This is a genomic window from Spirosoma rhododendri (assembly GCF_012849055.1).
In the GTDB taxonomy this organism is placed as follows: domain Bacteria; phylum Bacteroidota; class Bacteroidia; order Cytophagales; family Spirosomataceae; genus Spirosoma; species Spirosoma rhododendri.
On record NZ_CP051677.1, the window covers coordinates 440,430 to 452,845 of the forward strand.

Sequence of the window (12,416 nt, forward strand, 5' to 3'; positions counted from 1 at the left end):
TGCTTCGGCTGACATATATTCTGACCAGCATGTACATGAATTGTCACGAGTTGGTATCGCGGCAGTTCGCACAGGCTATTTTGATCGAAAATTATGCCAAATACGCGCGTTGATTTGCGACGCTGGCATATATGTGAGTTTACCTGTCGTGGTGTCGATACCCTTCCTGAAACCACCGTTAATCGGAAAAAACCAGCAAACTATTCACCCAATTCGTTGGTAAGCGTGGCCCACATGATCGAAAACTATGCCAGATTTTCCCTGAAGAGTAACTTACGGGAAACTAACTAAATCGAAAGGGCACAAAAAAAGACCAACCTGACGGATGGTCTTTTTTGTCTATAAATCCGGTTCGCTAAAAGTCATACCCGAGTGTGAGGTACGCGATCGGACTGCTGAGGACTTTGTTTTCCAGGCCCCACGCGTAATCGAACTTGACGAAGTAGCCAAACAACACCGTCCGGGCACCCGCCCCGTACCCGATCAGGAACGGGTTTTTGAAGTTGGTCACCGTGGCCCGGAATGGAATACTACCCCCCCCACGACTTCCGTGTTCAGGCTGTTTTGCTGACTGAACGGCCCCGGTCCGGTCCAGGCGGTGCCGATATCGGTGAAAGCGACGAATTGCAGGTTCCGCAGGAAATTCGACGTTACGTTACCTTTATATAAGTACTTCACCAGCGGCAACCGCAGTTCAGCATTGAACAGCATGTGGCTTGTACCAACCAGCTTGCCCTGCCGGAAACCACGGAGGGGAGCCGCGAAATCGGCGAAGAAAATATTGCGGTAGTCGTACGGAATATTGGCGGCTATCTGATTCGGAATCAGCAGCGGATTGTTGGCCGTCTGTTCCTTAATACCAGCTGCCGTACCGATCCAGTTTTCCATACCGCCCAGAATACTGGCCTTCGGCGCCGGGCCACCCGACTGACTGATCGACAGACGGGCCGCCAGAATCAGGTCGCGGTGAATGCGCTGGTAGTGCCGCAGGTCGAGGGTGATCCGCCGGAACCCTTCAGCCGACGACCGGATGCCCGCGTATTCTTCAAAGCGCAGTTTCGCCCGTGTACCAGCCATCAGGTTCATACCGATCGCTTTTGTATTGTCGAACACGACTTCAGCCCGCAGCCCGGCAAAATCAGACGTGTAATCACCCTCGGAAAACGAAGTCAGGTCGATCAGACGGGTGATGGCGTAAAAAGGCGATACGGTGAAGCGCGTCGTTACCGAGATCTGGTACGACGCCGTCAGCGCGACGCGGTTGTAGCGGTTGCGCTGATTCAGCCCTCCCCATCGACGGCCAGCGTTTGCCGGTCGACCCGGATACCGTAGTCAATCCGGTTGGTCAGGTTGGTATACTCGGCGAAGAGGTTGCTGTTACGTAGCGTCGTCGTGATAAATACACCGCCCCGCAGCACGTGGTTTTCCAGCATGTCGGTCAGCGTAACGTCCTGCTCGTAGCCAAAGCCCCGCACCGGATCCACGCGCCAGTTCGACACGGCGTCGGTCACGCCGAAAATGCCTTTGTAGGGAAATGGCCCGCGAATGGTAATATTCTCCCGCCGGCGCGTACGCAGGGTTGGTGCTGTCTGGGTAAGCGTTCCGCCTACACCCGTCGACCGACGCTGCCGGGCTTCCACGGCTTTCAGTACATCGGCATCGAACGTATAGTTATCGGTATCGACTTCGCCGGGTTTCAGCGCCAGTCCGGTTGTTGATACAGGCCGGGCCGTATCGGCTTTGGCTACCGCCGAGTCAGCAACGACGGCGCGCCTTGTTGTATCGGGTGTCGGCACTATGGCGGGACTCGGCCGGGCAGCCTGCGTACGGCTCATCAGCGCCCGCTGTGCGGCTGCGCGGGGCGTGGGCGTCGGCGACACGGCCTGCGTCAGATTTGCCTGCGAGCGGTAGCCGATGTACTCCTGCCCGTTGCGCTGACTGCTGTACACAAACCCGCCGTTTTCGGGAATAAGGTCGTAGAGACGAATGCTTTCGGGCAGCGATGTTAGCTGCGCCATTTGCCCCGATTCCGTATTGAGTCGGTACAGGTTGCGCACGCCCGACGCATCACTCAGGAAATAAAATACCGTTTCGCTGGCCGGAATGGGCTGCGTCGCGTTCATCGTCGAGTCGGTCAGTCGGGTGAGCGACAGATCACGGGCACTGCCTTCGTGGGTGAACAGGCTCGTCTGCTCGCGGGTATCGCGGTAGCTGCCCTTGTCGACGTTCAGTGTATCTTGCCGCCGGTTCGAGCTAAATACCACCTGCCGGGCCGTACGGCCGATAAATGCCGGGTTGGCGTCGTCGTACAGATCGTTGGTCAGTTGCTGATAGGTACCCCGGTTGATGCTGTACAGAAACAGGTCGTTCTGCCCCTGCCGATCGGCACTCAGAATCAGGCTTCCCCCATCGTCCGACGCATCGACCGACACCACCTGCGACAGTCCGTTGACCGTCCGGCGGAAGTCGTGCGTTGGTTTTTTCTCAAAATCGCTGAAGCGGTAGATATGGGTTTCGCCCTCCTCTTCGGTCAGCACGATCAGGTTATTGTCGCGCTGCCAGGCCACGAGGGGCGTCGCCGTCCGGGCGAGTGACTGCCCATCGAGCCGGTAGCCGCCCGTCAATACGGTCGTCCGTTTGCGGTTGGCCGTGTTCACTACTTCCACCGTAAACCGACCGTCGCGCAGGGTCGAGTAGGCGATGTACTGTTTGTCTTTGCTTAGTTTCAGGCTGCGCAGTGCCGGATTCCCCGCGTCGGTGCTGACCTTCAGCTGGAAATCGTCTGACGCCGGACGGAACGACTGCCCGACCGTGTTGGCCATACCCGCATAATACTCGTTCCATTCACGCAGAAACCGGCTGTAGGGAATACCGAGTGTGCTGGAAATGCTGCGCTGCTCGTTGCGGATGATGCGCGTCAGGTTCAGGATGTTCGACACGTTGTCGCGGCCATACCGCTGAACGATGTAATTCCAGATCGACTGCCCAACCCGCTCGGCTTCGTAGCCCGTCAGGGTCGACGGCTTTTTGATGGGTCGGGTCTGGGCTATATCGCGCATGTAATCATCGAGATCGAGGCTGTTTCCCTCGGCGATATACGCGGCAATACCGGGCATAAACCAGTCGGGCAGAGTTAGCAGCAGTGAGCTTTGGAGGGCGTCTTTCAGGCTACCGCCATACAGCATGTCGTAGACGAACAGCATGGCAATATCACGGACGACCTGCCGCCGGAAGCTGACCTGATCGCCGGTGAAGGCCAGTTCGATGCGCGATTTCGACAGGTTGAGTTCGCGGCTGCTCAGGCCACCCTGCGTGTTGATACCGATGTTGCTCTGCGCCAGCTCCTGCGGGGAGTTGAACAGGAAAATCTTGACCCGATTGTAGGGGGTATAGCCCAGCAGTTCGGTGACGCGGTCGAACTCCGACTCGGCATACTGCGCCGTCAGATTGGCGATCTGCGTTCCCTCCTGATAGTAATAGATTTCAAAGTTCGACGTACGGATAATCTTCCAGTCGAACTGCTGGTACTGAATCCGGTTTTTCCCGAATCGTTCCTGCGACGGGTAGTTCTGACTCAACGCCGTTGCCGCCGTTCCCAGCCACAGCAGCAACAATAAGTAATGATTTCGCATACGACACAGTGGAACAGGTTTTTTCGATAGGATTACAGAATTTGATGGATTTATCAGACAGTGGTGTCGGGTCTGAGAAATCCTGTAATCCTGTCGAAAAAACCTCGGTCAAAGTAACGTGATTATAACGAAACGCAGCGGGTAATATTCGCTTCGGGTTCGATTTCTTCGCCGTCGAGCAGGTAACGGGCAAACTGTTCGGCCAGATACGGCGACAGCGACACGCCTTTGGTACCCATCCCCCCGAAAATACCCACGGCAGGCTGGTCAGGATGAATCCCGACAAACGGCCGCCGATCTTTACTGGACGGTCGGATACCGGCCTGCTGCCCAACGATTTCAAACGGAATTTTCAGCAACGCCCGCGCTTTCTCTTCCAGATACGTACGAGCCTCGTCGGTGGTTTTCCAGTCGAGGTCGTGCCAGCTGTAGGTGGCACCGATACGGATCAGGCCGGGCCGGACGGGCAGCACGAATACCCCCTGATTAACGATGGATTTCACGGGGTAATTTTCGACCGTCGCCGTCAGGATCTGCCCTTTCACGGGGGCGTAGGGCAGCCAGTTAAACAGCGGGTTTTCGGTGGCCTGTACGCCATCGCAAAAGATGACTTTCCCAAACCGAACACCGTTCCAGATCACCGACGATTCGGTCATCAGCAGCTCATCGACCGGTACACGACCTTCGTAGTACTGATTTTTGCGGATGAAATACCCTTTGATGAGCCGCCCGAACTCCGTCAGGTCGACCCAGCCCGCCTGCCCCACCGTCAGGCCACCCAGGGCGTTGTTGATGTAGGGCGCGTAGGCGTCGTCGTTGGTCGACGAATCGATGTATGGGCGAACGGCGGGGTCGGCGGTATAGGTCTGGTAGCTGAGCTTCTCGGCTTCCGAGCGGTAGGGCCGGTAGATGGTACCGGGGTGGAAAAAGCGGACGCCCAGCTCGGCCTCGATACTACTGTAGAAGTCGTGCAGAAACGGAAACAGCGCATCGGCTTTCCAGGTCTGCACCAGTTTGCGCCCCGTCAGCGGATTGACGATGCCGGCAGCTACGGCCGACGCCGACGGTGTTGTGGGGTCGTTGGTCAGCACGACCGAGGAGCCGCGCTGATCGAGGGTCCAGGCCAGCACCGAGCCAGCTACACCCTGCCCCACAATCAGGTAATCGATGGTCATGGATCAGCCGTTTACTGCTTTCCGATGCCCACGGCCGTGCCGGTGAATCTGGGCCAGCCGCGTGTCGGCCTGTTCGATAACCCACTCGATCTGCTCTTCGATGGCCATGTGCGAGGTGTCGAGCAGTACAGCATCGGGGGCCTGCACCAGCGGGCTTTCCGAGCGGGTACTATCGATGCGGTCGCGCTTTTCGAGGTTCTCGATGATGTCGTTCAGGTTGACCATCTCGCCTTTCTCCAGCAGTTCCTGCTGCCGTCGCCGGGCGCGGGTTTCGACGTCGGCAGTCATGAATATTTTGACTTCGGCATCGGGAAATACTTTCGTGCCAATGTCGCGTCCATCCATCACGACGCCCCGTTTGCGGCCCATCTTCTGCTGCTGGGCCACCATGGCCCAGCGCACTTCGGGAATGGCGCTTACTTCGCTGACGATGTTGGAGATAAACATCGTACGGATTTCTTCTTCCACATTGAGCCCGTTGAGGCAGGTCTCGTTTTTACCCGTACGCCCGTTGAAATTAAACGTGATATGAATTTTGTCGAGGGCGTTCAGCACATCACCGGTGTTGGAGAGCGAGACGTGTTCGCGGCTGAAAAACAGACTGACCGCCCGGTACATAGCCCCCGTATCGATGTAGGCGTATCCCATTCGGGCAGCTACAGCCTTAGCGGTCGTACTCTTTCCGCAGCTTGAATAGCCATCAATGGCAATCACGATCTTCGGCATGACAAATAGGTCCGCCGAAGCGGGTAATTGGTTGGTTTAAGGTTTGTAGTTTGTGGTTTAAGGTTATCCCGTTCGAAACGGCTTGCCAGCAACATTGAACGGTAAACGTTAAACTTTAAACTTCCTTACAGGAGCAAAAGTAACCACAAAACACCCGATGGGCCAAACCAATCAGCAGGCCCGGCGAGCCAGGAAATCGGCGCGTAGCATGGCGAAAATATGCTCGTCGAGGTATTGGTTATTCTTCACAGCCGCCTTGCGCAGTACGGCTTCGGGCCGGTAGCCAGCTGATTCCAGCACCCGCATCGACCCCCTGTTACCTTCCAGTACGCAGGCAAACAGGCGGTTAACCTGAAAATTTTCAAAGATGTACTGCGTCAGCACCGGTATGGCTTCGCCCATGATACCCCGCCCCCAGAAGGGCTCCCCCAGCCAGTAACCGATCTCGGCATTATACCGGTAAATGTCGTCTTTCACCGTGAAGCCGATGTTACCGACTGCCTTCCCGTCGACCTCAACGGCGAAGTTGGTCGGCTGCTGGTACGACTTGTTGGAACGCACCCACGAATGCGCATCGCGGGGGGTGTATGGGTATGGAAAGAAATCGCGGACGTTATTCCAGATCAACCGGTTGCTGGCGTAATAAGACAGCGTTTCTTCATCGCCCTCGCGCCAGGGGCGAAGGCGGCATTTGGTTAGCTGGAATGTAGTCGAAGTAGCGATCAAGGCAAGGTCAGGGCTATACGTAGTAAACAAATCTGGGGGGTAAATGTTGACGGCTGACCTTTCTCTGCTTCCGTCAACTCACGCGGGGAAATTCACCGGGAATATACGGCAATTCACACCATGCCTGACGGGGTTGGTCGGAAAAGACAAGCGTTTGGCATCGCAGCGGGCCACCTTTGATTCGTCAAGGCCAACCTCCCACGACAATGAACCGAATCGCTCTACTTTTCCCCTGTCTGCTTGCCTTCACCGCATCGGCACAAACCGTACTGACCGGCCGCGTTACCGACCAGAAAGGCCACGGCCTCCCCGGTGCCAATGTTATGCTGCGGGGCACTTACGACGGCACCAGCACCGACAGCACGGGCGCGTTCCGCTTCAGCACCAGCCGCAAAGACACCGCAACGCTGTTTGTTTCCTATATCGGTTACGAACCAGACACCCGCGAAATCACGATCGGCCCCGGCCCGACCACGATCCGCCTGAATGAATCGGCCAACGAACTGAATACGGTTGTCGTGACGGCCGGGGTATTTGAAGCGTCCGACTCGAAGCGGATGACGATGCTCAAGCCGATGGATATCGTAACCACCGCCGGGGCCGGGGCCGACATTACGTCGGTGATGAACCTGCTGCCCGGCACGCAGCGCGTCGGCGATCAGACGGGCCTGTTTGTGCGGGGCGGATCGGGCGAAGAAGCCAAGGTGGTGATCGATGGTATGATCGTGCAGAATCCTTTTTTCAGCCAGTCGCCCAATCTTCAGTCGCGGGGCCGGTTTCAGCCGTTCATGTTTAAAGGTACGTCGTTCAGCACGGGCGGTTATTCGGCGCAGTACGGGCAGGCACTATCGAGCGTGCTGCTGCTCAACACGACCGATCAGAACCAGAACGAAGGGCTGGGCGTGAGTATAAACCTCGCCAACACCGGCCTCAACTACGACCACGCCACCGCCAACGCGTCGATTTCGGCAACGGCTCATTACGGCAACCTCAAACCGCTGTTTGCCCTTGTCCCGCAAAACATCGACTGGACGCACGTACCGGAGTTCGGCGGTGGCTCGCTGACGTACCGGTTGCAGACGAGCAAAACGGGTATGCTCAAGCTGTACAGCATGTACTCCAACAGTCAGACGGGGTTGAACTTCGTTGACCCAGGCAGCGAGTCGGGCAAAACGGCTTTTAATCAGCAGAATCGCAACTTCTTCACGACCAGCACCTATACCGATAGCTGGGGCAATGGTACCTGGCAACTACTGTCGGGTCTGTCGTACAGCCACGACACCGACGCAACGGCCTACGGCACGCAGGATTTTGGCCGGGGTACCGATCGCTTGCAGGGCCGGTTCGTGCTGACGCGGGCTCTGGGTGGCAAGCTGGGCAATCAGCTGCTGTTTGGCACCGAAGGCAACCGGGTGACGTACCGAAACGCGGTGTCGGGAACGGCTTATTCACTGGTCGACGCGTACGGCGCGGTGTTTTTTGAATCGCAGGTGTACGCGGGCCGGAAACTGGCAATTCAGTCGGGCGTACGGGGTGAATATTCGTCGGCTATCAACCGGTTCAACCTGGCTCCTCGTATTTCGATGGCTTACAAAACGGGCCTATACAGTCAGGTGTCGCTGGCTTACGGGCAGTTTTACCAGACGCCCGACTATCGCTACCTGTATCGCAATACGACTCTCAGCTATGAACGCGCCGACCACCTGATTCTGAATTACCAGCTCATCAAAAACAAGCGCACGTTCCGTATCGAAACGTACTACAAAAACTACGCGCAACTGGTGCGGGAGTTCACCGGCCCCAACATGACCCTCGGCCCCTACGACGCGAACCCGTACCGATTTCCGTGGGGGCAGACGAACAGCACGGGCTACGGCTACGCCAAAGGGTTCGATTTGTTCTGGCGCGATCAGGCAACGATTAAAGGGCTGGACTACTGGATCACGTACAGCTTCGTCGACTCGAAACGCTTATTTCAGCAATTCCCGACGCTGGCAACACCCTCCTTTATCTCGAATCATAACATTGCCCTGATTGGCAAACGGTACTTCGAGAAAATCAGCACGAACATGGGCCTGACGTACACCATCAGCACGGGTCGCCCCTACTACAACCCAACCAACCCCGTTTTTATGGCCGACCGCACCCCGACCGTTACGAACCTCAGCTTTATGGCGAGCCACCTGACCCACATCGGTAAAAACCTGACTATCCTCTACGCCAGTGTCGACAACATCCTGAACACCCGCAACGTCTACACCTACCTCTACACCCCCGCCCGCGCCGACGGCCCCGCCCCCACCCGCTACGCCGTCGGCCCGGCTTCGTACCGTAGCTTCTTCGTTGGCGGCATCGTCATGCTGTCGCGCAAGGCGAAGGTTAATGCGCGGGAGTTGTGAATTACCTCACGGCAGCGGCCGACCGTCCCCTACCCCTCTCCTAAAACAGGAGAGGGGTGACTAGCGGCAAAACAGCCTTTGGCATACATTCAGTGCAGTGTCTATTTTTTCACAATGAGTGCGTAACAGAATACTGCTTGTCTGTAACGACACCCCTCTCCTGTTTTAGGCGGTCCGCCGTCGCGGGAGGGGCCGGGGGTGAGGTCAGCCGCTGCCATAATGTCAACTCCACAAACTCAAATCATTTCCCCTCCCAACCAAACCAGTCCAATGAAAACCCTTATTATCACCCTCTTCGCGGCCCTGCTGGGCGCAACCGCTCCTACGCTGGCGCAATCGCCCCAGTACAAGCAAGCCATGACCGACGCGCTGACCGGTATGAACAAGAAAACCGATAAGCCCGCGACGGCCGATATTCTGGCGTCGGCCAACCAGTTCGAGCGCATCGCCGGTGCCGAATCCGCTGAGTGGCTGCCTCGATATTATGCCGGTCTGAACTACGTGTATCTGGGTTTTCTGGGCGGCAGCGAAGCAGAGAAAGACAAGTATCTCGATCAGGCGGATGTCAATCTAAAAGCGGCCGAAACTATCTCGCCCAAAAACGACGAACTGGCTGTGCTGAAAGCGTACATCGCCCAGGCCCGCCTGACGGTCGACGCGATGAACCGCTGGCAGCAGTACGGCCCGCTGTTTCAGGCAGGTATCGAGCAGGCCAAAGCCATGAACCCGGCCAACCCCTGCCCGTATGTACTCGAAGGGTCATCGCTGATGTATACCCCCGCCCAGTTTGGTGGTGGCCCCGACAAAGCCTGCCCGGTACTGAAGCAGGCTATGGAAAAATTGGCGACCTTCAAGCCTGCCAGCGAATTTGCCCCCGGCTGGGGCAAGCAACAGATCGAACCCCTGCTGACGAAGTGCAAATAGCGGCAGGACGGTTTTCAGCTTACAGTTTTCGGTATACGATTTACCCGCATGCCGGCATAAAACCGCTGAAAACTGTGAACTGAAAACCGTACACCGAAAACCGTATAGCGACCCATGACCCGCGAACAACTCATCGACACGATTGGCAAAAACGGTCGGCGGCTAAGCATGAAAGCCGCCGACCTGACCGGGTTCGACTTTAGCGGACTCGATCTGACGCAGGCCGACTTCCGATTCGCCGACCTGCGACGGGCTAACTTCCGGGGTGCCATCTTACGGCAGGCCGACCTTAGCTACGCGAATCTGACGGGGGCCAACCTCACCGACGCTGACCTGTACGAAGCAAACCTGAACTTTTGCGGCCTGTCGGACACCAACCTCACCGGGGCTAATATGGAAGGCGCTAAGGTCAATTTTTCCGTTGGCCAGAGTCAGCCGTATTCGACCGCGAAGCTGCCCGCCGAACCGATCACCCTGACGACTATCCTGCAAAAACCCGGCTGGGGGCTGCTGATCGGTGCCCTGCTGGGGGCCTTGCTCATCTACGGCTGCAACGCGATTGTTTATTTTACCAACCTGATTGTCACGGCAAAAGACCCGGCATTAGTTGGTTTGTACCGCTTCCTGGTTGTGCAGAACATGTCCGATGGAGTCGTCATGTTTCTGCTTGTCTGGGCCTTGTCGATTCGGCTGGCGCGAACTGTAGCTAAACCCTGGAAACGACACCTGATCGTCACCGTAGTTGTCCTGATCAGTTTTTTCGTCGTCAACACCGGCGTTTATTATCTGATCGGGAAACCCAGTATTGACGAACTAAAAAAACGCCCGCAGGGTATCGACGACACCGCCCCGTGGTTTTTCTACGTCATCGGTGATCTGCTGGTGGCCAATTTTTTCCTGTACATCCTGCAACAGGGCCGGCAAATGACGCGCAAGCTCACAGAACAGGAGTTTCAGCTACTGAACCTTGAAAAGCTAAAGACTCGCGCTGAACTCGACGCGCTACAGGCCAAAATCAACCCGCACTTTCTGTACAACGCCCTCAACAGCATCGCCAGTCTGGTCCACGACGACCCCGAAAAAGCCGAAGAAATGACGCTGCTGCTGTCGAAACTATTCCGCTATTCGACCGGCCGCGATGGGGATCTGTTTTCGTCGTTGACCGATGAACTGGAAATGGTGCGTACCTATCTACAGGTCGAGCAGGTGCGCTTCGGCAACCGGCTCACCTTTACCGTCGACATCAGCAACCCGGCGCTCAATGCCCTGCGGCTTCCCCAGTTTCTGCTCCAGCCCATCGTCGAGAACGCCATCAAACACGGCATTGCCAAACGCGCCGAGTCAGGGCGGATCGACGTCAGGATTTACGAAAAAAACGACTACCTGCACCTCTGCGTCCACGACAATGGCCCTGCGTTCCCCGACGATATGGGCGGTGGCTACGGCCTGCGCAGTATTCAGGATAAGCTGCACCTGCTCTACGGCGACGATGCCGACGTTGAATTCCAGAATTTTCCGCTCAAGCAGGTGCTTATCTCAATCCGATTAGCCCGGATCAACACCATGTCTACTGTTACCGCATCGCCCACCCCGCCAACACCGACACCGTTATGAAACTCCCCCTCACCACGCTACTCATCGACGACGAACCGCTCGCCATCAACCGCCTGCGCCGACTTCTTGATAAACACCGAGATGTGTTTACCGTTGTCGGCGACGCGGCCAACGGAGCGGAAGGGTTGTCTATGATCGAAACGAAACAGCCCGATCTGGTTTTTCTGGATATTGAAATGCCTCTGCTCAACGGCTTCGAAATGCTGGCGCGCGTCACGACGATGCCGTTGGTTGTGTTCGCTACCGCCTTCGATCAGTACGCCATTCGTGCTTTCGAAGAGAACTCCGTCGACTACCTGCTCAAACCGATCGAAGCGGAGCGGCTCGCCCGCACGGCGCAGAAAATTCAGACACTGGCCGAACGTAGCGTTGCCTCACCCAATCCGGCTGACGAACCGGCTCCGCTACCCATGGCGACGGAGAATGTAATGCGGTTGCTGGCGCAGATGCAGCCGAAGAAAGAAATCTATTCGATCTCGGTAAAACTGGGCGATAAGATCCGGCTTATCCCCCTGTCGGACATCGTTTACTTTGAAGCCGAAGACAAATACGTGTTTCTGTCGACCACCGACGGCCAGAAATTTCTGACCAGTTACACCCTCACCACGCTCAGCGACAAACTCCCCGACACGTTTGTGCGCATCAGCCGATCGGCGATGATTAACCGCCAGAAAATCAGCGAAGCCCACAAGCATTTCGACGGTAAATTCCAGTTGGTCATGGGCGACAAAAAAGCCACCCGCCTGACCACCGGCACCACCTACGGCGATACCATCCGGCAGCTGCTGGAATTGTGAACGTTGGGCTTAAAGTTTGGGGTTTATGGTTTAAGGTTTGTCGGCTAACTTTAAACCTTATACATCAAACCTTGACCCCTCTCAGATGAGTAAGAAAAACCGCTCCGGCGTCGTCTATTCGACAAATCCCGATTTCGACTACCAATCCGACGATACGCCGGAAGCGGAAACGCTGGCACCGGCGCAGCAGAACCTGAAAATCTGGCTGGTCAAGTTGGGGGGCAGTAAAGTCGTTACGGCGGTTCGGGAATTTATCGGCACCGACGCCGATCTGGCCGAGCTGGGTAAACAGCTAAAAGCCGCCTGCGGAACAGGCGGCTCAGTGAAAGACGGCGAAATTCTGATTCAGGGCGACCACCGCGACAAAGTGCTGACGTGGCTCACCGGCAAAGGCTATAAAGCCAAGAAAGCGGGCGGCTGATG

8 protein-coding genes and 1 pseudogene are annotated in these 12,416 nt (G+C 56.6%); 5 read left to right on the forward strand and 4 right to left on the reverse strand.

The features are described 5' to 3' along the window. Positions 1-355: 355 nt before the first annotated feature. From HH216_RS01695 to HH216_RS01710, 4 genes and pseudogenes are all read right to left on the reverse strand, one after another. Positions 356-3,632: pseudogene (locus HH216_RS01695) on the reverse strand (hypothetical protein). 122 nt (positions 3,633-3,754) lie between these two features. Then, the gene (locus tag HH216_RS01700) at positions 3,755-4,807 is read right to left on the reverse strand and encodes an NAD(P)/FAD-dependent oxidoreductase (RefSeq protein ID WP_169549218.1); all 1,053 of its coding nucleotides are present in this window, start codon (positions 4,805-4,807) and stop codon (positions 3,755-3,757) included. A 3-nt stretch (positions 4,808-4,810) separates the two neighbouring features. Beyond that, positions 4,811-5,533: a (d)CMP kinase gene (gene cmk, locus HH216_RS01705; protein ID WP_169549219.1), complete on the reverse strand. Its 723-nt coding sequence runs from the start codon at positions 5,531-5,533 to the stop codon at positions 4,811-4,813. Between the two features lie 171 nt (positions 5,534-5,704). Continuing rightward, on the reverse strand, positions 5,705-6,289 hold the full coding sequence (locus HH216_RS01710; RefSeq protein ID WP_408641758.1) for a GNAT family N-acetyltransferase: 585 nt from the start codon (positions 6,287-6,289) through the stop codon (positions 5,705-5,707). A 176-nt stretch (positions 6,290-6,465) separates the two neighbouring features. Between HH216_RS01710 and HH216_RS01715 the strand changes: the two genes are divergently transcribed. From HH216_RS01715 to HH216_RS01735, 5 genes are all read left to right on the forward strand, one after another. Beyond that, a complete protein-coding gene (locus HH216_RS01715; RefSeq protein WP_169549220.1) occupies positions 6,466-8,658 on the forward strand; it encodes a TonB-dependent receptor in 2,193 nt (730 codons plus the stop codon). Positions 8,659-8,928: 270 nt separating this feature from the next. Next, positions 8,929-9,582 carry a hypothetical protein gene (locus HH216_RS01720; RefSeq protein ID WP_169549221.1) on the forward strand — a complete coding sequence of 218 codons (654 nt, stop codon included), beginning with the start codon at positions 8,929-8,931 and terminating at the stop codon, positions 9,580-9,582. Between the two features lie 114 nt (positions 9,583-9,696). Next, positions 9,697-11,196 (forward strand): histidine kinase, encoded by a 1,500-nt coding sequence (locus HH216_RS01725; protein ID WP_169549222.1) that lies wholly within the window; start codon positions 9,697-9,699, stop codon positions 11,194-11,196. After that, complete coding sequence (locus tag HH216_RS01730; protein WP_169549223.1) at positions 11,193-11,993, forward strand: LytR/AlgR family response regulator transcription factor; 801 nt, start codon at positions 11,193-11,195, stop codon at positions 11,991-11,993. The genes HH216_RS01725 and HH216_RS01730 overlap by 4 nt, the downstream gene beginning before the upstream one ends. A gap of 85 nt (positions 11,994-12,078) precedes the next feature. Further along, positions 12,079-12,414, forward strand: a complete 336-nt coding sequence (locus HH216_RS01735; protein WP_169549224.1) for a translation initiation factor — start codon at positions 12,079-12,081, stop codon at positions 12,412-12,414. The last annotated feature ends 2 nt before the right edge of the window (positions 12,415-12,416 follow it).

Coding starts and splice junctions, on each gene's coding strand:
- HH216_RS01735 (WP_169549224.1), top strand. CDS start 12,079: ATGAGTAAGAAAAACCGCTCCGGCGTCGTCTATTCGACAAATCCCGAT.
- HH216_RS01730 (WP_169549223.1), top strand. CDS start 11,193: ATGAAACTCCCCCTCACCACGCTACTCATCGACGACGAACCGCTCGCC.
- HH216_RS01715 (WP_169549220.1), top strand. CDS start 6,466: ATGAACCGAATCGCTCTACTTTTCCCCTGTCTGCTTGCCTTCACCGCA.
- cmk (WP_169549219.1), bottom strand. CDS start 5,533: ATGCCGAAGATCGTGATTGCCATTGATGGCTATTCAAGCTGCGGAAAG.
- HH216_RS01725 (WP_169549222.1), top strand. CDS start 9,697: ATGACCCGCGAACAACTCATCGACACGATTGGCAAAAACGGTCGGCGG.
- HH216_RS01720 (WP_169549221.1), top strand. CDS start 8,929: ATGAAAACCCTTATTATCACCCTCTTCGCGGCCCTGCTGGGCGCAACC.
- HH216_RS01700 (WP_169549218.1), bottom strand. CDS start 4,807: ATGACCATCGATTACCTGATTGTGGGGCAGGGTGTAGCTGGCTCGGTG.